Here is a 22893-nt window from a genome sequence, read left to right as displayed (position 1 = left end):
GGCACTCGATTGAATGAAAGGAGTTTGAACGTGTCAGCAGCCACCCCCGCCGAGGCACCTTTCCTGCAACTGCGCGGCATTCGCAAGAATTATGGCGGCGTCCACGCCCTGCGCGGCGTGGACATGTCGATCAGCCTTGGAGAAGCCTATCACCTTCTGGGCGAAAACGGATGCGGCAAGAGCACCGTCATCAAGGTCATGTCCGGTGCGATCGAACCCAGTGACGGCGAAATCATCCTGGACGGCGACCGCTATCGGGCGCTGACCCCGATACAGGCACTCAGTGCCGGCATCGAGACCGTGTACCAGGATCTGTCGCTGATCCCCAATCTCAGTGTTGCGGAGAATGTTGCCCTGAGTGAGCAGCTCGTCATGGCCAAGGGCAAGCTCGCACGGCTTTTCAACCGCACCCGGCTGCACGAAACCGCAAGCCGGGCGCTTGCTGCCGTTGAACTGCCGACGACACGGGCGTTTCTCTCGGCGATCGTCTCGGATCTGCCGCTGGCACAGCGCCAGCTCGTTGCCATTGCCCGTGCTATCGCCACGAATGCCAAGCTGGTCATCATGGATGAGCCGACGACATCGCTGACGCGCCGCGAGGTCGAGAAACTGATCACGGTCGTCAATCGGCTGCGCGCCGACAATGTCGCCGTGCTGTTCGTGACCCACAAGCTCGACGAATGCTACCGCATCGGCGGTCAGGCGATCATTTTCCGCGATGGCGAATGCGTGGCACAGGGAAAGCTGGAAGATTACAGCAAGAGCGAAATCTCGGAACTCATGACGGGCCGCAAAATTGATGCGATCCGCTATCGCAGCGGCGCGCCTGGCAACGACCTTCTGTTTGAAACCAAGGCACTGTCCGGCAAGGGCTTTGAGAATGTGAACCTTTCCCTCCACAAGGGGGAAATCCTCGGCATTACCGGCCTTGCCGATTCCGGGCGCAATGAGCTCGCCTATGCCATTTCTGGCGTTGTTCCGGCCCAGTCGGGAACCATGATGATGGAAGGCAAGGCCCTTGCCGTTCACCGCACCGCCGATTCCATCCGCCATGGCATCGGCTACGTGCCGGAGGACCGCCTTGACGAAGGCCTGTTTCTGGAAAAATCGATCCTCGACAATGAAATCGCCCTCGTTGTCGCAAAGCTTGCCAGCCGTTTCGGCATCATCAACGGCAAGAAGGGCCGCGCGCTGGCCGAAGACCTTTCCGCGCAGATGCGGCTCAACACCAAAGACATCGACATGCCGGTCGGGTCGCTTTCTGGCGGCAACCAGCAGCGCGTGCTGATCGGTCGCTGGCTTTCCATCACGCCAAAACTCCTTGTCCTGCACGGACCGACCGTCGGTGTCGATGTCGGTTCCAAGGACACGATCTATCGCGCCATCCAGGCCCTGGCCGAAGCCGGCATGGCGCTGATCATCGTCAGCGATGACCTGCCGGAGCTGATGCAGAACTGCGACAGGACGCTGGTGATGTTCGGCGGCCGCGTGGTCAAGAACTTTGACGCGAGCCAGGCCAGCGAAGACAGCCTCTATCAGGCAATGACGGCAGCAGAACCGGAGGTGATCGAATGACAACCGTTGAGATGGAACGCACCGCCGCCCAGCAAAAGATTGCCGCCGGTGGATTCAGTTTCAGCCTGTTCCTGAAGAACCGTCCCGAAATGATCACGCTGGCGCTTCTGATCGCCATCTGCGTCGCCGTATCGATCATCAATCCGGATTTTCTTCAGGCATCCTCGCTGATTGACATCGGTCGCGCCAGTGTCGTCATGGGCCTGTTCGCGCTTGGCGTCTTCGTCATTCTCGCCGCCGGCGGCATCGACGTGTCGTTTACCGCAATCGCAGCGCTTTCGATGTATTCCGTGACGCTTGTGACGGTCAATCACTTCCCCGGCATGCCCATGCCGCTCATCGTTCTGGCAGCCGCTGCCGGCGGCATGCTGCTGGGTTTCGTCAATGGCCTGTTCGCCTTCTATCTGCGGGTGCCATCGCTGATCATCACCATCGGCACCCAATATCTGTTTCGCGGCATTCTGCTGGCCTTCATCGGCACAGTCTGGATCATGGAACTGCCGCCGCAGATGATCGCTTTCGGCAGGGCGCCGCTGCTGCAGTTCACCAATGCAACCGGTGCCACGGTCACCCTGCCGCTTTACTTCCTGGCGCTGCCGGCGGCGGCCATCCTCACCTGGTGGATCCTGAACCGGACGCTCATGGGCCGGGCGATCTTCGCCATCGGTGGCAACAGCGCAATCGCCGAACGGCTCGGCTACAATCTCAGGACCGTGCAGCTGTTCCTGTTCGGCTATGCCGGCGCGCTGGCCGGTCTGGCCGGTATCATCCATGTCGCCAGCAACCGGCTGGCCAATCCCTTCGATCTCGTCGGCAGCGAGATCAGCGTGATCGCAGCGGTGGTCCTTGGCGGCGCACGCATCACCGGTGGTACGGGCTCGGTTCTCGGCACCATTCTCGGTGTCCTGCTGATCACCGTCATCAACAATGTGCTCGTCATGGTCGGCATTCCAAGCACCTGGCAGCGTTTCGTCGTCGGCTTTTTCATCCTGCTCGCCGCAGCCTTCTTCATGACACAGCAGCGCAAGGCGTGAAGCCACATTCACAGGAAAGTAGACTCACATGAAAAAATTCATCAATGCGCCGGAACGTTTCGTCGATGAGATGCTGGACGGGCTTTACGCCGCTCACCCGGCAATCACCTTCACCGCGGATGACAAGCACTGCCTCGTCACCGCCAGCCCCAAGCCAGGCAAGGTCGGCATTGCCACCGGCGGCGGCTCCGGCCATCTCCCCCTGTTTCTCGGCTATGTCGGCGACGGCATGCTTGATGGCTGCGCCGTGGGCGGCGTGTTCCAGTCTCCGAGCGCCGAGCAGATGCTCGAAGTGACCAAATATATCGATCAGGGCGCGGGCGTCCTCTATATCTATGGCAATTATACCGGCGACATCATCAACTTCGACATGGCCGCAGAACTGGCCGAGTTCGAGGATATCCGCGTGACCTCCGTTGTCGGCAATGATGACGCGGCCTCTTCGGTGATCGGTGAGGAACACAAGCGTCGCGGTGTCGCTGGCATCTTCTTTGTCTACAAGGCAGCCGGCGCTGCCGCTGCCGCAGGCCTTGATCTTGACGAGGTGACGCGCATTGCCGACAAGGCGCGGCTGAACACCCGCACCATGGGTGTTGCGCTTTCAAGCTGCATCGTCCCGGAAATCGGCCATCCCACCTTCGAGATCGGCGAGACAGAGATGGAGATCGGCATGGGCATTCATGGCGAACCCGGCATCAGCCGGCGGACGCTGGAGCCTGCCGACGCGGTGGTCGACGCGCTGATGGACCGGCTGTTTGCCGAACAGGATTACGACGGCGGTCAGGTCGCCGTGCTCGTCAACGGCCTTGGCGGCACGCCGCGCGAAGAGCTTTACATCCTTTATCGCCGCATCGCCCAGCGTCTTGGCGAACGCAGCATCACGGCAAAACATGTCTTCGTCGGTGAATATGCAACGGCGATGGAGATGGCGGGCGCCTCGATTTCCCTGCTGAAACTCGATGACGAGCTCGAGCCCCTGATCGCCGCCCCTGCCCACACGCCGTTTTTCACACATATCAAGGGCTGAGGGAGGTGATGATGGAAAAGATCGATTCCGAACAGCTGGTCGGCATATTTGCGGGTCTGGCGCGCTTCTTCGCCGAACAGCGCGACTTCCTGATCGCGCTCGACGGCAAGGTTGGCGACAGCGATCTCGGCCTGACGATGAGCAAGGCTTTTGCCGCCGCTGACGATGCGGTCAAGGCCGAGCCGGACGCATCGATTGCGAAACAGCTGAAAAGCGCCGGCATGGCCATGGCAAAGGCGGCGCCTTCAACCATGGGCACGCTGATGGCGACCGGCTTCCTGCGCGCTTCCAAGGCGCTGGATGGCACCGACACCATCGCAACCGCTGAAATGGCAGCGTTCTGGCGCGCCTATTGCAACGGGGTTGCCGAACGCGGCAAGGCCAAGGTCGGTGACAAGACCGTCGTCGATGTTCTCGAACCGATCGCGGCCACGCTTGAGGCCGCAGCCGCCGCGGGCGAAAGCCTGCCTGAGGCCATGCAGAAAGCCGTTGCCGCCGCCGGGCTCGCGCTGGAAAAAACCAAGACGATGGTTGCCCAGCACGGCAAGGCCGCTGCCTTTCAGGAAAAATCCATGGGGCTTCAGGACGCAGGCGCAACCGTCGGCCTCTTCATCATCCAGTCCATGAGCGAAACCGTCAGCCAGCAATAGCGCCAGGCGGGATAAGCCGCGCCTCCGCGCAAACGCGGCGCGGCGCACCCGCAGCCGCGCTCCGCTCGCCCGGAAACATCAGGAGAAATATCCGATGACAATCACTTTTCTCGGCCTCGGCACCATGGGGCAAGGCATGGTCTCCAACCTTCTGCAGGCCGGTCATGATGTCACCGTCTGGAACCGGTCTCCCATTGACCTCCCGCCGCAGCTTGCGCGGGCAAAAAAGGCAGCATTGCTGTCTGAGGCGATCGCGGATAGTGAACGCGTCATGGTCTGCGTGACCGGCCCCGATGCCCAGCGCGCGATCTATTTCGGACCGGACGGGCTGATTGCACAGCTGAGACCGGGCGCCATCCTTGCCGATGCAACAACCACGGAACCGGCGCTCAGCCGCGAGATCGCCACCGCCCTATCCGCCAGAGGCGCGGCCTATCTCGACACACCCGTCTTTGGCAGCAAGGGCGAGGCCTGGGACGGGCGGCTCGATTTCGTCTGCGGCGGCGATCAGACAGCCTTTGACACATTCAGGCCGATCCTTGAACCGCTCGCCGCATCCATCCACTATATGGGCATTTCCGGGACCGGCACGACGATGAAGCTGGTCGGCAACCTTCTGGTCGCCGCCGAGATGAGCGCGCTTGGCGAGGCACTGGCCCTTGCCCGCAAGGCCGGTCTTGACGGCGATGCGGTCATGGGCGTCTTCGACGTGACCGATTACAGTTCGGCTCTGATCCGCAATGTCGGTCGGTCGACACTTAGCGGCAATTTCGCACCGAGCTTTTTCCTCCGCCACATGTTGAAGGATACGCGGCTGGTCCGCGACCTTGCGCGTCATCTCGAAGTCCCTGTTCCCGTGACGGCGACGATCAGCGAGCTCTACGTCGCGGCCAATAATAGCGGTCTCGGGGACCTGAACGCCTCAGCCATTCACAAGATGCTGTTCAGCCTCTCCGGCCTTGACGAAACAGATCCGGCACAAACACCTTCGCCATAAACAGGACATCATCCGTGCAGCGGGGTGAGACGCCGCGCAGCAGATCCTCGCTGCCTTTTCGTCGCGGGCGACGGCCGGGCGCGCCGCCTTCGGCATGATCGCCTAGATCGGGCGCCTGGTCGCCTCCAGGGGCGGCCCTTTTTCGTGTATTGTCCGGACCGGACGCACAGTCGTTGCAACCAGGACGGATGGGCGATGTCGGAACCAGAAAACGACCTATCGCCGACCGATCCGGGTGGTGGACCTCATTGCGCCGAAACAAGCCGCCAGAACGTCAAATCCATATCGGAGGTCACGCATCTTGTCGTCCAGTCCCTATAATTTCCGCACGGTGACGGTGGCTGATCTCGACCTGCTCATGAAATGGCGCTCGTCGCCGCATGTGCGGGAATGGTGGGGTGACGCAAAGTATTACAGCGAAGAGGAACTGGCGGATCCCCGTGTCGCACGCCTTATCGTCTCAGACGCCGCAGGGCCCTTCGCATTCATTCAGGATTACACCGTGCATGGATGGGAAGACCACCATTTTGCCGGTCTGCCAGATGGATCCCGTGGCATCGATCAGTTTATCGGCGAGCCGACAATGCTTGGACGCGGGCATGGAACGGCCTTGATCGCGGCCCGCATGCAGGCCCTTTTTGCTGCCGGCGTACCGGTCATCGCGACCGACCCTCACCCCAGGAACAAGCGGGCGATTGCCGTCTATGGCAAGCTCGGCTTCAAACCGTCCGGCCCGCCGCTGGAGACCCGATGGGGCCTGGTCCTGCCGATGCTCGCAACACGCTAGCAGCCATCGCACCACGCAAGGCAACCCCTTGCAGTCATGCAGCGATGCGCTAGACTTGCCCCAAACCGGCGCGCAAGCGGAGCAGCGGAATGTATGTGACACGACGCGCAATGTCTTTCGGAGTGATGGCGTCTGTTCTTTCAGCCTGTTCGAGCAATCTGATCGGCGGATTTTCTGCCACGCGCGGCTCGAAATTCCAGACGGTCGCCAGCCCCGGCTTTGATGCATTCATCGTGAAATTCAAGGCGCAGGCAGCGGCAAGCGGTATCTCTGACGCCACTCTGGCGGCTGCTTTCTCCGGCGTCGGCTATATGCCCGATGTGGTTGACCATGACCGCAATCAGACTGAGTTCAGGCGCAGTCTCGAGGACTATATCGCCATTGCCGCATCCGACGAGCGGGTGGCCAAGGGGCGGGCCAATTATGCCCGCTATGGCGATGTCCTGAGCCAGATCGAAGCGCGCTATGGCGTTGATGCCCATGTCATCGTTGCCATCTGGGGCGTTGAAACCATGTATGGCGAGCGGCGCGGCGAGGTTCCCGTGATCGCGGCACTTTCGACACTTTCCTATGATGGGCGACGCGGCGCCTTCTTCCAAAGCCAGCTCCTGGCCGCCCTGAAGATCATCCAGAACGGCGATATCGGCCCCGCACAGATGACCGGCAGCTGGGCCGGTGCCATGGGGCATACACAGTTCATCCCGACCACCTATCGCGCCTATGCGGTTGATTTCAACGGCGATGGCCGGCGCGACATCTGGAGCGATGACCCGACAGATGCACTGGCCAGCACGGCCAACTATCTGGCCCGATCCGGCTGGAAAAAGGGGCAGCCCTGGGGCGGCGAGGAAGGCTCGACCGGCGCTGCCTATGGTGATCGTCGCATCCAGCCGCATGACGGCGGACCGGTTTTCGTGATCGGTCCCAATTTCGATGTCATCAAGCGCTATAATAATGCCACCAGCTATGCGATCGGCGTCGGACATCTTGCCGACAGGATTGCTGGTGCCGGGCCGATAAAGGGCGGCTTTCCGCCGGATCGCTATGGCTTCACCGCCGACCAGCGCAAGGAACTGCAACGGCGCCTAAGCCAGGCAGGTTATGATGCCGGCACTGCCGACGGAGTTTTCGGCGCGAAGACGCGCGCCGCCATTGCCGCCTATCAGGCGGAAAACGGATTGCCGGTCACCGGCGACCCCTCAATGGCACTTCTGGATCGGCTTGGCTGAGTGCCTGACCACCAGCGGCAATCACGACGGATGACGGGACCGGTTTCACCATCAGGCAAATGCAATGCTTGGGAGGCCGCAGCCAGAGGCATGGTGATGATGTCACAGTCGCGCTCCGGGCTTCGGCAAGCCATGTCCTGCGTCGATTGACAGGCAAAGCCGCCTTGGCTACTCAGGACCAAAGGAACGGCGCCCATGGCAAAACGCAACGGCACATCTTCACGACTCGACGACGCCGCCCGCGCCGGCTGGCTTTATTACGTTGCCGGCCGGACCCAGGATGAGATTGCCGCTGCCATGGGCATTTCACGGCAGAGTGCCCAGCGCCTCGTTTCGCTCGCCATGTCCGAACGCCTGATCAAGGTGCGGCTTGACCACCCGATCGCCGAATGCCTGGCGCTGGCCGAACGGCTGAAGGAGACCTATGGCCTGGTTCAGGTCGAGATCGTTCCGGCGGACCCCGCTTCCGACAGCACCACCACAGGCATTGCCGAAGTCGGTGCTGCCGAGATCGAACGCTGGCTCAAGCGGCCCGAACCGCTGGTTCTGGCGATCGGCACCGGACGGACGCTGCGTGCCGCCGTTGACCAGCTTTCGCCGATGGACTGCCCTCAGCACCGGATCGTGTCCCTGACCGGCAATATCAGCCCCGATGGTTCGGCCGCCTATTACAACGTCATCTTTTCCATGGCGGATGCCATCAATGCCCGCCATTTTCCGATGCCACTGCCGGTGCTGGTGTCATCGGCCGAAGAACGCGAAATCTTTCAGGCCCAGCCGCTGGTCCGCCCGACAATCGCACTCGGGCGCAAGGCCGATGTCACCTTTGTCGGCATCGGCGAGCTTGGCCGCAAGGCCCCGCTTCTGCTGGATGGTTTTCTGACCGCTGCAGAAATGGATGAGCTGATCTCGTCCGGCGCCGAGGGCGAGATCTGCGGCTGGATCTTCGACCGCAATGGCAGGTTGCTCGATCATCCGATCAATGAACGGGTCGCCTCCATTCCGCTGCCCACCCATGAGGGGGCCGTGGTCTTCGGCCTTGCCCGCGGGCGGCGCAAGCACGCATCAATCCGTGCTGCACTCGAAGGTGGCCATATCAACGCCCTGATCACCGACGAAGATGCCGCGCACTATCTGCTCGGGCGCTGATCACAGCTGCCAACGCCGTTGCCGATCACCGATGCGCTCTATCTTATTGAATCTACGCGTCGTTCTTTTCGAAAATCGATTCCGGTTTTCGAGCCGATGCGCCAAGCCGGTTCACGCTGGCCTGCCGCGTGCTGATAAACCTTGCCCTTTTCGCTGACGTCATGCCTGTGCTTGTCACAGGCATCCAGCCGACGCGCGTCTGCACGACGGAAGATCCTTGTATCCGATGCCCTGAAGCGCCTGGACCCCTGTGAGAGCACGGGGATGACGAGGGAAGGCCCACCCCAAACAGGCAATCTGAATGACTGTATCGGCGCTCTGAAAGCCGGTTCACGCCGGCCTCCTTTTCGGCTTACCCGGTTGTTTTTCTGCTCTCAGGACAAGGACTTATGACTTTTGCCCACGATTGGGGCATTCGCCCACTTGACAAAACGCAGCCAAATTGTGAGTAATCGCCCATGCATTATGCATTTGCTCAATTCTCTGGGAGGAAGAAATGAGATTGAAGACACTGTTTCTGGGCGCCTGCTCCATTCTCGCCATTTCCGGTTTCACATCCGCTTCGGCCGAGACGCTGACCATTGCCACCGTCAATAACGGCGACATGATCCGCATGCAGAAGCTGACGGATGATTTCACTGCCAGCCACCCCGACATTCAGCTGGAATGGGTGACCCTGGAAGAAAATGTTCTGCGCCAGAAGGTCACCACGGATATTGCCACCAAGGGCGGCCAGTATGACGTCATGACCATCGGCAACTACGAAGTGCCGATCTGGGCCAAGCAGAACTGGCTGATGCCCCTCAAGGATATGCCAGCCGATTACGATGCGGCCGACCTGCTGCCAGCCATAGCCGGCGGACTTTCCGTCGACGGCACGCTGTATGCGGCGCCCTTCTATGGCGAAAGCGCCATGGTGATGTACCGCACAGATCTTGCTGAAAAGGCCGGCGTCACCATTCCGGAAAAGCCGACCTGGGATGAGATCAAGACGGCTGCCGATGCCATGACCGACAAGGACAATGGTATCTACGGCATCTGCCTGCGCGGCAAGGCCGGCTGGGGCGAGAACATGGCCTTCATCACCGCCATGTCGAATTCCTATGGCGCCCGCTGGTTCGACATGGACTGGAAGCCGCAATTTGAAAGCGATGAATGGAAGGCGACCCTCAACGACTACTTGACGCTGATGAAGAATGATGGCCCGCCCGGCGCATCATCGAACGGCTTCAACGAAAACCTGGCGCTGTTCCAGCAGGGTAAATGCGGCATGTGGATTGATGCCACCGTCGCCGCCTCCTTCGTGACAGACCCCAAGGAATCCAAGGTTGCCGACAAGGTCGGCTTCGCACTGTTCCCGCAAAAGGGTGATCTCGGCAATCGCGGCAACTGGCTGTGGTCATGGAACCTCGCCATTCCGGCCTCCACCACCAAGGGCGATGCCGCCAAGGCCTTCGTCGCCTGGGCAACCTCCAAGCATTACACCGATCTCGTCGCCTCCAAGGAAGGTTGGCGCGCGGCACCGCCCGGCACCAGAACCTCGCTCTACGAAAACCCGGATTACCAGAAGGCCGCCCCCTTCGCCAAGATGACGCTGGACAGCATCAACGCGGTCGATACGTCAAAGCCCTCGGTTCAGGACATTCCCTATACCGGCGCGCAATTCGTCTCGATCCCGGAATTCCAGGGTATCGGTACCGCGGTCGGTCAGCAGTTCTCGGCCGCCCTTGCCGGCAACATGACTGCAGATCAGGCGCTTTCCAGCGCCAACCAGCTGACCACGCGTGAAATGATGAAGGCCGGCTACATCAAATAGCGACTGACACGCCTCCCGGCGGCCGGGGGTCTCCTCCGGCCGCATATCTGACCGTCAAGATCACGTCCTGTCCGTCCGGCTCCGCCGGGCGGGCCGGCAGCGCCGTTTCCAACAGGAACGGGACAAAAGACCGGGACAAACCAACATGGCCACCACCCATACCAGACACGCCGCACGCCTGATGATGGCACCGTCCGTCATCCTTCTGCTCTTGTGGATGATCGTGCCGCTGGCGATGACGATCTACTTCTCGTTCCTGCGCTACAATCTTCTGATGCCGGGAACGGAAAGCTTTGCCGGCTTCATGAACTATCGTTTCTTTCTCACCGATCCGGCTTTCTTTCAGGCGCTCGGCAACACGCTGATCCTGGTTGGCGGCGTGCTGTTTGCCACGGTTGCCGGCGGCATTTTGCTGGCGCTCTTGCTGGATCAGCCGATGTTTGGCCAGGGGATCGTGCGGATTCTCGTCATCGCCCCCTTCTTCGTCATGCCGACCGTCTCGGCACTCGTCTGGAAGAATATGCTGATGAACCCGGTCAACGGGCTGTTTGCCTGGGTGGCGCAGACCCTTGGCTTCCAGCCGGTCGACTTTCTCTCGGTCATGCCGCTCACCTCGATCAGCATCATCGTCGCCTGGCAATGGCTGCCCTTCGCAACGCTGATCCTTCTGACATCACTGCAATCGCTCTCCGAAGAACAGAAGGAAGCCGCGGAAATGGACGGCGCCAATGCGCTGGCGCGGCTGATCTATATCGTGCTGCCGCATATGGCGCGTGCGATCACCGTTGTCGTGCTGATTGAGACGATTTTCCTGCTTTCGGTCTTCGCTGAAATCCTCGTCACCACCAATGGCGGGCCCGGCACGGAAACCACCAATCTCACCTATCTCGTCTACATGCAGGCGCTGTTGCAATTCGATGTCGGTGGCGCATCGGCCGGCGGCATCGTCGCTGTCATCCTCGCCAATATCGTCGCGATCTTCCTGATCCGGATGATCGGCAGGAATCTGGAGGACTGATCATGGCACGCAAGGTTACCACCAACCGCAAGATCGCCTTCACCCTGCTGGCCTGGGCAATCGGTCTTCTGATCTTTTTCCCGATCCTCTGGACGGTGATCACCAGCTTCAAGACCGAAAGCGAGGCGGTTGCGACGCCGCCCGCCTTCCTGTTCTTCCACTGGACTCTGGAGAATTATGCCGAGGTGCAGTCGCGCTCGAACTATTTCCACCACTTTTTCAACTCGGTGGCGATTTCCTTCGGCTCCACGCTGGTGGGCCTCATCATCTCCGTTCCTGCCGCCTGGGCGATGGCATTCTCGCCGACGAAGCGCACCAAGGACGTGCTGATGTGGATGCTCTCGACCAAGATGCTCCCCGCCGTCGGCGTGCTGGTCCCGATCTACATCATCTTCCGCGATCTCGGCCTGCTCGACACGAGGATCGGCCTGATCGTGGTGATGATGCTGATCAACCTGCCGATCATGGTGTGGATGCTCTACACCTATTTCAAGGAAATCCCCGGCGAGATTCTCGAGGCCGCCCGGATGGATGGGGCGACGCTGGCCAAGGAGCTTGTCTATGTGCTGACGCCGATGGCTATTCCCGGCATTGCCTCGACACTGCTCCTCAACATCATCCTGGCCTGGAACGAGGCCTTCTGGACCCTCAACCTCACGGCCTCGAAAGCAGCACCGCTGACCGCCTTCATCGCCTCCTATTCGAGCCCGGAAGGCCTGTTTTACGCAAAACTCTCCGCCGCCTCGACGATGGCCATCGCGCCCATCGTGATCCTCGGCTGGTTCAGCCAGAAGCAGCTCGTCCGCGGGCTGACCTTCGGCGCTGTTAAATAAGGACAAGACCAATGGGCAGCATCAAACTCGAAAAAGTCTCCAAGCGTTTCGGTGAGCATGAGGTCATCCCGGGGATCGATCTCGAAATCAATGACGGCGAATTCGTCGTCTTCGTCGGCCCGTCAGGCTGCGGCAAGTCCACGCTGTTGCGGCTGATTGCCGGACTGGAAGATGTCTCCGGCGGCCGCGTGCTGATCGATGGCGCCGACGCCACGCAAAAGCCGCCGGCCCAGCGCGGGCTGGCCATGGTGTTCCAGTCCTATGCGCTCTACCCGCATATGAGCGTGCGTGCCAATATCGGCTTTCCGCTGAAGATGGCGGGCGTTGCCAAGGACGAGATCAACCGCAAGGTCGAGGACGCCGCGGGTATCCTCAATCTCACCCCATATCTGGATCGCAAGCCGCGCGCGCTTTCCGGCGGCCAGCGCCAGCGCGTTGCCATCGGCCGCGCCATCGTTCGCTCGCCGGAATGTTTCCTGTTCGATGAACCGCTGTCGAACCTCGATGCCGCGCTCCGCGTCAACATGCGCCTCGAGATCTCCGAACTGCATCAGACGCTTGGCGCCACCTCGATCTATGTCACCCATGACCAGGTCGAGGCCATGACCATGGCCGACAAGATCGTGGTGCTGCGCGCGGGCCATATCGAGCAGGTCGGCTCGCCGCTGGAGCTCTATCACAAGCCTGCCAACCTCTTCGTCGCAGGCTTTATCGGCTCGCCGAAGATGAATTTCATCGAAGGCGAGACTGCGGCCCGCTTCAATGCCCACACGATCGGCATCCGGCCGGAACACCTCACCCTTTCGACCGAGGCGGGGCAATGGCAGGGCAAGGTCGCCGTCGCCGAACATCTCGGCTCCGACACGTTCCTGCATATCGATGTGCCGGATCTTGGCCATATCACCACCCGCACCGATGGCGAGTTTCCGGTCAGACACGGCAATACCGTCTTCATCACCCCGGACGAGAACCGTCTCTACCGCTTCGATGAGAAGGGACTGGCGCTATGACAGGCCGGTTGCAGGGCAAATCGGCGCTTGTCACCGGTTCGGCGCGCGGCATCGGCCGCGCCTTTGCCGCCGCCTATATTCGTGAGGGTGCCAGCGTGGCGATTGCCGATATCGATCTTGCCCGTGCTGGCGAGACTGCAGCAGCACTCGGACCATCGGCCTATCCGGTCGCGCTCGACGTCACCGATCAGGCGTCCATCGATCACGCTGTGGCAACCGTCTGCGACAGGAAGGGCGGGCTCGACATATTGGTGAACAACGCGGCGCTGTTCGACCTCGCACCGATCACCGAAATCACCCGGACAAGCTATGAGCGGCTGTTTTCCGTCAACGTCGCGGGCACGCTGTTCATGCTGCAGGCAGCGGCCAAGGCCATGATCGCCCGTGGCAAGGGCGGCAAGATCATCAATATGGCCAGTCAGGCCGGCCGCCGCGGCGAGCCGCTGGTCGCCGTTTACTGCGCCACCAAGGCGGCGGTGATTTCGCTGACCCAGTCGGCAGCCCTCAACCTGATCGCCCATGGCATCAACGTCAACGCCATCGCCCCCGGTGTCGTTGATGGCGAGCACTGGGATGGCGTTGATGCGCTGTTTGCCCGCTATGAAAATCGCCCGCGCGGCGAAAAGAAACGGCTCGTCGGCGCCGAAGTGCCGTTTGGCCGCATGGCAACGGCGGATGATCTCACCGGCATGGCCGTGTTCCTCGCCTCTGCCGAAGCCGATTACATCGTCGCCCAGACCTACAATGTCGACGGTGGCAACTGGATGAGCTGAGCGGCCCGTCCGCGTCATGCACTGGAGTAGAAGAATGACAAACGCACTCTCGCTTGAAACGCTCGGCACCCATGCCGGCAAAGCCGCCATTCCCGGCTACCGCCGGTCAGACCTGCAGGCCGGAATCCTCCATTTCGGCGTCGGCAATTTCCATCGCGCCCATCAGGCGGTCTATCTGAATGCGCTGTTCGACATGGGCCGTGATCATGACTTTGCCATTCTCGGCGCCGGCGTGCTGCCATCCGACGCCGCCATGCGCGACAAGCTCGCAGGCCAGGATTTCCTGACCACCGTGGTGGAACAGGAAGCGACCCACAGCGAAGCGACCATTACCGGGGCCATGATCGGCATGATTGCCGCCCCCGATTTTGACGGCATCACCAAGGCGCTTGCCGATCCGGCGATCCGCATCGTGTCGATGACGATCACCGAAGGCGGCTATTTCATCGATCCGGCAACGGGCAAGTTCGACCCGAATCACCCGGCAATCCTTGCCGATGCGGCAAATCCGGAAAGCCCGAAGACCGTCTTCGGCCTGATCATTGCCGGGCTGAAGGCGCGCCGTGCCGCCGGCACCGCCCCATTCACCGTGATGTGCTGCGACAACATTCCCCATAATGGCGCGGTCACCCGGGCCACCGTCACCGGGCTTGCAGCCCTGTCCGACAGCGATTTTGCCCGCTGGATCGGCGACAATGTCGCCTTCCCCAATGCCATGGTCGACCGCATCACCCCGGCAACGGGCAAACGCGAGATCGACATGACCCGCGACATCTACGGCATCGACGATGCCTGGCCGGTGTTCTGCGAGGGGTTCAAACAGTGGGTGCTGGAGGACAATTTTCCGCTCGGACGGCCCGCACTGGAACAGGTCGGCGTCACCTTTGTCGATGATGTCAGTCCCTATGAGCTGATGAAACTCAGGATCCTCAACGGCGGCCATGCGGCGATCGCCTATCCGGGTGAGTTGCTGGATATCCACTTCGTCCATGAAGCCATGGAACATCCGCTGATCGCCGCCTTTCTCGACCGGCTGGAAAAAGAGGAGATCATTCCGGTGGTTCCGCCTGTGCCGGATACAAATCTTGACGACTATTATGCCCTGATCGCCAGCCGGTTCGCCAATCCCAAGATCGGCGACACGATCGCACGCCTTGCCCAGGACGGCTCCAACCGCCAGCCGAAATTCGTCCTGCCGGCAACGACCGCCCGGCTCGAGAAAGGCCTCGATGTCACCGGTCTGGCACTGGTTTCAGCGCTCTGGTGCCGCTATTTCGAAGGCACATCCGACAGCGGCCGCAAGATCAGCTTCAACGATGAGGCCGCCGACCGGCTGCACCATGCCGCCCTCGCCTCCAGAGAGGATCCGGCAATCTTTCTGGCCGAGCGCGACATTTTCGGCTCCGTTGCCGACGATGCCGCTTTTGTCGCATGTTTCACACAGGCGCTTTTGTCGCTCAGAAAAGAGGGGACAGCCGCGACATTGCAACGCTATATTGCCGGCGAGCTTCACATCTGATGACGAAACCATGCCCGATAATCCCCTGATCATCTTCGACTGCGATGGCGTCCTTGTGGACAGCGAACCGATATCACTGTCCGTATTGCAGGAGACGCTTGCCGATGAGGGGATCGTGATCGGCACGGAAACAGCAAGCCGGCTGTTTCTCGGCCGCTCGCTGGCAACCATGATTTCTGTCGTCGCCCATGATTTCGGCGTTGCCATCGGGCCAGATTTTCTCGAAAGCATGCGGGCACGGCTTTATGCGCGCTTCCGCTCCGAGCTGAAGCCGATCCCGGGCATTTCCGAGACCTGGCAGATGCTGGCCGATCGCGGTATAGACTGGTGCGTCGCCTCCTCATCACAACCGGAGCGCATCCGGCTGTCTCTGGAAATCTGTGGCCTGTTGCCGCGCTTCTCGCCGCATTTGTTTTCGGCAAGCATGGTGCGTCATGGCAAGCCGGCGCCGGACCTGTTTCTCTACGCGGCAAGACAGATGCAGCGCGATCCGGCTGACTGCATTGTGATCGAGGATTCGCCGGCAGGCATTGAGGCGGCAAAGGCTGCGGGCATGCGTATCTTCGCCTTTCTCGGCGGCAGTCACATCACCTCCGCCCCCCTGCGCAACCAGATTGCCGCCCTCCACCCTGATCTACAATTTGACGTCATGCCCGAACTCGTCCAACGTGTTAGCGAGTGAGGAGACAACAGGAAGCAGCAATGCGCAGATTTGTGATTGCCGTCGATGTTGGCACGGCAAGCGCCCGTGCCGGCCTGTTTGATGGCGACGGATACATGAAGGCGCGCAGCGTATATCCGCTTGACCTCTCCCGTGACACGGCCCAGCGCGGCGAATATTCCTCAGAGAACATCTGGCAGGCCGTGGCGACGACCGTCAGGGCGGTGCGGGCCGAGGCGGACATAGAGGCGTCAGAGATTGCTGCAATCGCCTTTGGCGCCACCTGTTCGCTTGTCTTTCAGCCCGCTGGCGAGAAACCTGCCGCACTGTCGCGTCAAGGCTTCGATACCATCGCCTGGTTCGACCACCGGGCCAGTGCGGAGGCTTTCGAATGCACGGCAACAGGCCATGATGTCCTCAGCCGTCTTGGCGGCGTCATGTCACCGGAAATGCAGATCCCGAAACTGATGTGGGCGCGCCGCAACCGGCCCGATCTGCTTGAAAGCGGCGGCAATGTCTTCGATCTCGCCGATTTTCTGACCTTCCTCGCCACCGGAAGCACGCAGCGTTCGATCTCGACACTGGCATCCAAGTGGACCTATCTGCCGGAAACAGAGACGGGCTGGTCACATGATTTTCTGAAAGCCGTCGGCCTTGAAGACCTTCCCGCCCGGGACGGGCTTGACCGTCGGCCCCTTGCCATCGGCGCGGCCATCGGGCCGCTGACAGCAAATGCCGCGCGTGATCTTGGTCTTGATGAAGCGGTGCTGGTCGCCCCCGGCATGGTCGATGCCTATGCGGGCGCCCTCGGTGTCCTGCCGCCGCCGCAGACGGGAAGCCCTTCGCCGCTGGCGCTGATCGGCGGCACGTCAAGCTGCCTCGTTGGCCAGTCAGCAGTGCCGCACCACGGCAAGAGCCTTTGGGGCCCCTTCTTTTCCGCGCTTTATCGCGGCTCCTATCTGGTGGAGGCCGGCCAGTCGGCCACCGGTGGCCTGCTCAACCATCTGCTGGAAGCTTCAAGCGCCGGCGGCACCGCAACCGAGGCTCTGCATGACCGGGTCATTGCCCGGATCAAAACGCTGCGCGCAATGGAGGGTGACAGCTTCGCCTCCGGGATCACCATGGTGCCGGATTTCCACGGCAACCGTTCGCCCTTTGCCGATCCGGCCATGACGGGCATGATTGCCGGGCTGACGCTGGATAAATCCTTTGACGGACTGTGCCGGCTCTATTTCCGGGCGCTGGTGGCCATTGCGCTCGGTCTGAAACAGGTGATCGGCGCCATGGCTGAAGCAGGTTTCGCCGCCGATACGCTGCTGCTTGCCGGCGGCCATGCGCGCAATCCGCTCTTGCGCGAGATCTATCCTGACGTGACCGGCAAGACGCTCGTTCTTGCCAGGGAGAAGGACGCCGTTCTGCTGGGCTCGGCCATTAATGCCGCGTCTGCCGCCGGTCTTCATGCCGGGCTTGCAGCAGCGGCCGTCGCGATGCAGGCCAGCGAGCTGACCGTTGTGCCCGATCCGCGCCGCACCCGTCTGTATGAGCGCGACATGCAGCGCCTTCTCATTCTCCAGGACTGCCAGGCACAGCTGCGCGCCGTATGATCGTCTGCAATGCCATCGCGTCCGCTCGCAAGGGCGCTGGATCGGGTTATCGAAAAACCGGGCTCCGCTTTTCCGGCCGATGCGTAGTTTCAATAAGATAGAGCGTCCTGGTGCGTCCAAAAGGACGCACGGATACTCTAGGCCTCGACATCCCAGAACAGCGGGAATTTCGGGTCGAAAACCGTGACGCTGCCGGCACCGGTCGTGATCCTTGCAGGATAGGCAACCGGCTGCGCACGCCGGACCATCGTGATCGTCTCGGCATTGGGCTGCAATCCGTACCAGGCCGGTCCGTTGAGCGAGGCAAAGGCCTCGAGCTTGTCAAGCGCCGCTTCATTCTCGAAGACATGGGCGAGGCAGCTCATCGTATTCGGTGCGGTATAGATACCGGCGCAGCCGCAGCCGCATTCCTTGGCCGGATCCACATGCGGCGCGGAATCAGTGCCGAGGAAAAAGCGCGGATCACCCGAAACGGCAGCCGCAACCAGCGCCTGACGGTGGTTTTCGCGTTTGGCGACTGGCAGGCAGTAATAATGCGGATGAATACCGCCGACGAGAATGTCATTGCGATTGATGATCAGGTGATGCGTCGTCAACGAACCGGCGAGGTTCCTGTCCGCAGCAGAAATATAGTCGATGCCGTCCTTCGTCGTCACATGTTCCATCGTGACCCTGAGCTCCGGCAGGCGCCGGCGCAGCGGATCAAGCACGGTTTCGATGAACACGGCCTCGCGGTCGAAAATGTCGACATCCTTCGCCGTGACCTCGCCATGGACACAGAGATTGAGACCGATCTCGGCCATTTTCTCAAGCACCGGCATGGCATTTTCGAAATTGCGCACGCCGCTCTGCGAGTTGGTGGTCGCCCCCGCAGGATAGAGCTTCACCGCGGTGATCAGCCCGCTCTCATAGGCTGCGGCAACATCTGCCGGATCGGTGCTCTCCGTCAGGTAGAGCGTCATCAGCGGCTTGAAGCTGTCGCCGTCCGGAATAGCCTTGAGAATGCGATCGCGATAGGCAACCGCATCAGCGGCCGTCACCACCGGCGGCACCAGATTGGGCATGATGATGGCGCGGGCAAAATGGCGGCTGGTGTCGCCAATCACGCCCTCAAGCATGGCACCATCACGCAGGTGCAGATGCCAATCGTCGGGGCGGCGGAGTGTCAGGCGATCCATGGCGGCGACTTCCTTTCGGCGTTTTACTCGCCACCGCCATAGCATTGGCCGGCCCATGGAGGCAATCGCTCACGGACCGAGATCAGGCAATCGTGTCGAACACCCGCGTTGCCGGTAGCCGATGTGCCAGAACACGCTTCGCATTGACGATATCATTCTCCCTTGCCCGCTGTTCGGCGGCTTCGGCATCAAGCCCGTGATCGCGCCAGCGTCTGACGAGACGCTCCTCAAGGAGGTTCAGGGGCGGATCCAGAAAGACCGTGAAATCAAGCATATGGCGCAGATCGCGCCAGCCTGGCTCATCAAGAAGCAGATAATTGCCTTCAACGATCACGATCCGGTCTTCCGGCGCGATCGAGATCGCTGCGGCAATTGCCAGATCCTGCTCCCGGTCAAATTCCGGCACGAACACCTCCTGCTGATCCAGCCGGACCGTCTTGAGGGCCGAGGCGAAGCCGAACCGGTCGAAGGTTTCCGGTGCCCCCTTTCTGGACAGAAGCCCCTTCTCTTCCAGAAGCCGGTTCGCCAGATGGAACCCATCCATGGGCAGTATCACCGCGGCACGGTCCCGCGCGATCAACGCGGCGGCGAGCGCCGCAGCCATGGTGGATTTACCGGAACCGGGTGGACCGGCAATGCCAATGACAAGGCGTCTGTTTCCGACCTTTTGTGATGCGGCGGTTATCGTCTCCGCCAAGATCGTCACGTCGGCGTTCATTGGCATTCATCAGTTCCAGGATTGCCATAACGATGCTGCATTCTCTTACCCCCATTTCCAAGAACTCAGGTTTCTCAATTGATTGCGCTGGCATACGCAGCCCTTGATCACGATTTTCGCCTTGTTTTTCTATGTTCCCTACGCATAACGCGCCGAATTGCTATGTCGTGAGTGGGAAGCTTATAGCAAGAAAATCGTTGAGGTGCAGGTAAACCTGCCCCTAAACTGAAGCAAAAATCCAAGATGATCAACAAGACTTCCGGGAGGTCCAAATGCGCCAGCGGATCGATATCAACAGTGACATGGGCGAGAGCTTCGGCGCCTGGGAAAAGGGCGACGATGCGGCCATGCTCAAGATCGTCTCCTCGGCCAATGTCGCCTGTGGCTTTCATGCCGGTGATCCCAATATCATGGCCCAGACCTTCGCGATTGCGCGCGACCGCAATGTCGCCGTTGGCGCCCATCCGGGCTTTCCCGATCTCATGGGTTTCGGGCGGCGCAACATCCCCTATTCGATCGGCGATATCGAACGCATGGTCGCCTATCAGATCGGCGCGGCCCAGGCGGTCTCCGACTATGTCGGCCATCCGATCACCCATGTGAAAGCCCACGGCGCGCTCGGCAATCTGGCCCAGCAGGACAAGGCCGTGGCGCGCGCGCTCAACAATGCCATCAAGGCCGTTGATCCTGCGCTGATCTGTCTGGCGATCGCACTTGGCCATCAGGCCCGGATCGGTGAGGAAATGGGGCTGACGGTGGTGCCGGAGATCTTTGCCGACCGCGCCTATTCCGATGACGGCTTCCTGGTTCCGCGCGGGCAGAAGGGCGCCCTCATTCATGATCCGGAAGAAGCCGGCGACCGGGTCGTCGCCATGGTGTCCGACGGCGCCATCATCACCGTATCCGGCAAGCGGATCGAAACGCCGATGGGCTCTGTCTGCGTCCATTCCGACACGCCGGAAGCGCTGCTGATTGCCCAGGCTGTCCGCAACAAGCTGGAGAAGAACGGTTTCGCCGTCGCAAACTTCATCCACTGACGACAGCCAGAATTTCGCCTGTGCGCCCGAATGGACGCAAGGCGCTCGAGACCTCATGGCGCAAGAGACTGACGCACCCAGGCGATGATCTGCGTGGATGACATGGCACCGGAGGTGCGTGCCACCTCGCGGCCCCCTGAATAGAGCAGCATGGTGGGAATCCCGCGAATGCCGAGCTGGCCGGAAAGCGTCTGCTCATTGTCCGAATTCAGCTTGATCAGGCGGATACCGGGTTCGAGTGTCTTGGCTGCTTCGGCAAATTGCGGCGCCATCATCCGGCAGGGGCCGCACCAGGGCGCCCAGACATCAACAAGCACAGGCACGCCCGAGCGCTTCACCTGTCGGGAGAACATCTGACCATCCACATCGGCCGGGTGGGCTGAAAACAGCGGCTCGCTGCATTTTCCGCAGCGCGCCTCACCCGCATTGCGCGACGCCGGAACACGATTGACCGCACCACATTGGCTGCAGACGATTTCGGTTGCTGCCTTTGGTGCCTCGACCCCATGTTCCCGGCTCTCCTGCACGTAATATCCTCCTCGAGAAAGCGGTACGATTGCCCTGCGGCAAAGTTGCACCGCAATCATTGCCGATCATCAAAGCATACGTTACAAATGACACTTACCACATTGACAATATATGCAAATAAACGTAAATACGCAAGAATGAAAATTAAAAGCGAAGAAATGCTAGATGCGGCGAATGAAGCCTGCGAGCTGCTCAAAGCGCTCGGCAATCGGCATCGCCTGCTTATACTCTGCCAGCTGATCGACAGCGAACGCTCGGTCGGACAGCTCGCCGATTTTCTTGGTATCCGCGATAGCACCGTCTCCCAACATCTGGCACTGCTGCGCCGCGACAAGCTCATCTCCGGGCGTCGTGACGGCCAGACGATCTGGTATCGCATCGACAGCGCGCCAGCGCGTGACATCGTGACAGCGCTTTACAAGACCTTTTGCGCCACCGATTTCGCCTGCATGGAAGACGACCTCTCCTCGGCAAACGAATAGTCCCGCCGCCCTATCCAGAAAGCTGCCCCATGGACGCCTCAAGGCGCAACATGAACACCCTCACGCTTGCCCAGTCTCTGGGCGGCGCCGGACCGACGATCGTCATTTCGCTCGGCGGCATTGTCGGCCAGCTGATCGCACCGGATCAGACGCTCGCAACGTTGCCGGTGAGCCTCTTCAATCTCGGTGTTGCCGCCGGAACATTGCCGGCCGCATTCATCATGCGTCGCTATGGCCGCAGGCTCGGCTATACCTTCGGCACGCTGATCGGCATGATGGGCGGCCTCATCGCCGCTTCGGGCATCGTCACATCGGCCTTCTGGCTGTTCTGCCTCGGCACTGTCGCCGCCGGTCTCTACAATGCCTATGTGCAGAGCTTCCGCTTTGCTGCAGCCGATACAGTCGCCGACGGCATGAAGGCAAAGGCGATTTCACGCGTGATGATCGGCGGGCTTGCCGCTGCCATCATCGGTCCGCAGGTGGTGATCTGGACCCGCGATGCCCTGCCCGGCATACCCTATGCCGGCAGCTTCATCGGCCAGTCAGTGCTGGCGCTGCTGACACTTCTCGTCATTTCGAGACTGCGCTTCCCCAAGCCGGCTGCACCCGGACCGAAAGGGATTTCCGGCGGGCGTCCGCTGAGCGAAATCGCCCGCAGCCCGCGCTTCGTTCTGGCGGTTTCGACGGGCGTCGTCTCCTATGCGCTGATGGCCTTCGTCATGACAGCGGCACCGCTGGCCATGGTCGCCTGCGGCCATACTGTCGGGGAGGCTGCACTTGGCATCCAATGGCACGTGCTGGCCATGTTCGGCCCGAGCTTCTTCACCGGACGGCTCATTGCCCGCTTCGGCAAGGAGAAGATTGCCATGACGGGCCTCGTTCTCCTGGCGCTTTGCGCCATTTCCGCCCTCACCGGCCTGGGGCTCGCTCATTTCTGGATCGCGCTGATCTTCCTCGGTGTCGGCTGGAATTTCGGCTTTATCGGCGCCACCGCCATGATCACCGAATGCCATACATCGGAAGAGCGCGGCAAGGTGCAGGGCCTCAACGATTTCCTCGTTTTCGGTTCGGTTGCGCTGGCTTCTTTCCTTGCCGGCAGCCTGGTCAATCTTGAGGGTGGCTGGAGCCTGATGAACTGGCTGGTCATTCCGACCACAGCGGTCATCTTCACCGCCCTCGCCGTCTCCCGCCGCCGGGCAGCCGCCTGATGCGACAAAGGCCCGGATCACCGGGCCTCGTCATCGCTCGGCTGAGCCTGCGGCGCGCCG

Annotated in this window: 22 protein-coding genes; 19 read left to right on the top strand and 3 right to left on the bottom strand. The window is 61.1% G+C overall.

All coding sequences use genetic code 11. The annotated features are described in order from the left end of the window. The first annotated feature begins 30 nt into the window (after positions 1-30). From HCK86_RS19970 to HCK86_RS19895, 16 genes are all read left to right on the top strand, one after another. Complete coding sequence (locus HCK86_RS19970) at positions 31-1575, top strand: sugar ABC transporter ATP-binding protein (protein ID WP_348641107.1); 1545 nt, start codon at positions 31-33, stop codon at positions 1573-1575. An 11-nt stretch (positions 1576-1586) separates the two neighbouring features. Next, positions 1587-2609, top strand: a complete 1023-nt coding sequence (locus tag HCK86_RS19965; protein WP_176086268.1) for an ABC transporter permease — start codon at positions 1587-1589, stop codon at positions 2607-2609. 28 nt (positions 2610-2637) lie between these two features. After that, the gene (locus tag HCK86_RS19960; RefSeq protein WP_176086235.1) at positions 2638-3636 is read left to right on the top strand and encodes a dihydroxyacetone kinase subunit DhaK; all 999 of its coding nucleotides are present in this window, start codon (positions 2638-2640) and stop codon (positions 3634-3636) included. Positions 3637-3647: 11 nt separating this feature from the next. Continuing rightward, the gene (locus HCK86_RS19955; protein WP_176086234.1) at positions 3648-4286 is read left to right on the top strand and encodes a dihydroxyacetone kinase subunit L; all 639 of its coding nucleotides are present in this window, start codon (positions 3648-3650) and stop codon (positions 4284-4286) included. A 94-nt stretch (positions 4287-4380) separates the two neighbouring features. Next, positions 4381-5283, top strand: coding sequence for an NAD(P)-dependent oxidoreductase (locus tag HCK86_RS19950; RefSeq protein ID WP_176086233.1), 903 nt, complete (start codon positions 4381-4383; stop codon positions 5281-5283). A gap of 298 nt (positions 5284-5581) precedes the next feature. Then, positions 5582-6070 (top strand): GNAT family N-acetyltransferase, encoded by a 489-nt coding sequence (locus HCK86_RS19945; RefSeq protein WP_176086267.1) that lies wholly within the window; start codon positions 5582-5584, stop codon positions 6068-6070. A gap of 125 nt (positions 6071-6195) precedes the next feature. After that, on the top strand, positions 6196-7299 hold the full coding sequence (locus HCK86_RS19940) for a lytic murein transglycosylase (protein WP_246739689.1): 1104 nt from the start codon (positions 6196-6198) through the stop codon (positions 7297-7299). Positions 7300-7494: 195 nt separating this feature from the next. Then, positions 7495-8448 (top strand): sugar-binding transcriptional regulator, encoded by a 954-nt coding sequence (locus HCK86_RS19935; RefSeq protein ID WP_176086231.1) that lies wholly within the window; start codon positions 7495-7497, stop codon positions 8446-8448. Positions 8449-8944: 496 nt separating this feature from the next. Beyond that, positions 8945-10264: a sugar ABC transporter substrate-binding protein gene (locus HCK86_RS19930; protein WP_176086230.1), complete on the top strand. Its 1320-nt coding sequence runs from the start codon at positions 8945-8947 to the stop codon at positions 10262-10264. A 145-nt stretch (positions 10265-10409) separates the two neighbouring features. Continuing rightward, entirely contained in the window at positions 10410-11282 is an 873-nt protein-coding gene (locus tag HCK86_RS19925; protein WP_141147796.1) for a sugar ABC transporter permease, read from the top strand. A gap of 2 nt (positions 11283-11284) precedes the next feature. Continuing rightward, complete coding sequence (locus tag HCK86_RS19920) at positions 11285-12115, top strand: carbohydrate ABC transporter permease (protein ID WP_176086229.1); 831 nt, start codon at positions 11285-11287, stop codon at positions 12113-12115. An 11-nt stretch (positions 12116-12126) separates the two neighbouring features. Beyond that, positions 12127-13125, top strand: a complete 999-nt coding sequence (locus HCK86_RS19915; RefSeq protein WP_176086228.1) for an ABC transporter ATP-binding protein — start codon at positions 12127-12129, stop codon at positions 13123-13125. Beyond that, positions 13122-13898, top strand: coding sequence for an L-iditol 2-dehydrogenase (locus HCK86_RS19910; protein WP_176086227.1), 777 nt, complete (start codon positions 13122-13124; stop codon positions 13896-13898). Before HCK86_RS19915 ends, HCK86_RS19910 begins: the two co-directional genes overlap by 4 nt. A gap of 34 nt (positions 13899-13932) precedes the next feature. Beyond that, on the top strand, positions 13933-15417 hold the full coding sequence (locus HCK86_RS19905; protein ID WP_176086226.1) for a mannitol dehydrogenase family protein: 1485 nt from the start codon (positions 13933-13935) through the stop codon (positions 15415-15417). A gap of 10 nt (positions 15418-15427) precedes the next feature. Next, positions 15428-16099, top strand: a complete 672-nt coding sequence (locus HCK86_RS19900; protein WP_176086225.1) for an HAD family hydrolase — start codon at positions 15428-15430, stop codon at positions 16097-16099. A 20-nt stretch (positions 16100-16119) separates the two neighbouring features. Continuing rightward, complete coding sequence (locus HCK86_RS19895; protein ID WP_176086224.1) at positions 16120-17682, top strand: FGGY-family carbohydrate kinase; 1563 nt, start codon at positions 16120-16122, stop codon at positions 17680-17682. Positions 17683-17819: 137 nt separating this feature from the next. Here HCK86_RS19895 and pyrC read toward each other — a convergent pair whose 3' ends face one another. Both pyrC and HCK86_RS19885 read right to left on the bottom strand, forming a co-directional pair. Then, positions 17820-18860 carry a dihydroorotase gene (gene pyrC / locus HCK86_RS19890; RefSeq protein ID WP_176086223.1) on the bottom strand — a complete coding sequence of 347 codons (1041 nt, stop codon included), beginning with the start codon at positions 18858-18860 and terminating at the stop codon, positions 17820-17822. An 82-nt stretch (positions 18861-18942) separates the two neighbouring features. Beyond that, entirely contained in the window at positions 18943-19578 is a 636-nt protein-coding gene (locus HCK86_RS19885) for a nucleoside/nucleotide kinase family protein (RefSeq protein WP_176086266.1), read from the bottom strand. Between the two features lie 272 nt (positions 19579-19850). On the opposite strand from HCK86_RS19885, the gene HCK86_RS19880 reads away from it, so the two are divergent. After that, a complete protein-coding gene (locus HCK86_RS19880; RefSeq protein ID WP_176086222.1) occupies positions 19851-20615 on the top strand; it encodes a 5-oxoprolinase subunit PxpA in 765 nt (254 codons plus the stop codon). A 53-nt stretch (positions 20616-20668) separates the two neighbouring features. Here HCK86_RS19880 and trxC read toward each other — a convergent pair whose 3' ends face one another. Continuing rightward, positions 20669-21142, bottom strand: coding sequence for a thioredoxin TrxC (gene trxC, locus HCK86_RS19875; RefSeq protein ID WP_348641106.1), 474 nt, complete (start codon positions 21140-21142; stop codon positions 20669-20671). A 138-nt stretch (positions 21143-21280) separates the two neighbouring features. Here trxC and HCK86_RS19870 point away from each other — a divergent pair, with 138 nt between their 5' ends. Together HCK86_RS19870 and HCK86_RS19865 are read left to right on the top strand one after the other, a co-directional pair. Next, the gene (locus tag HCK86_RS19870; protein WP_176086265.1) at positions 21281-21625 is read left to right on the top strand and encodes a metalloregulator ArsR/SmtB family transcription factor; all 345 of its coding nucleotides are present in this window, start codon (positions 21281-21283) and stop codon (positions 21623-21625) included. Between the two features lie 29 nt (positions 21626-21654). After that, a complete protein-coding gene (locus HCK86_RS19865) occupies positions 21655-22833 on the top strand; it encodes an MFS transporter (protein WP_176086220.1) in 1179 nt (392 codons plus the stop codon). The last annotated feature ends 60 nt before the right edge of the window (positions 22834-22893 follow it).

This window comes from Martelella sp. HB161492 (genome assembly GCF_013184775.1).
Classification (GTDB): Bacteria; Pseudomonadota; Alphaproteobacteria; order Rhizobiales; family Rhizobiaceae; genus Martelella.
Note: the sequence above shows the minus strand (reverse complement) of the source record. Positions and strands in the feature narration are given on the sequence as shown.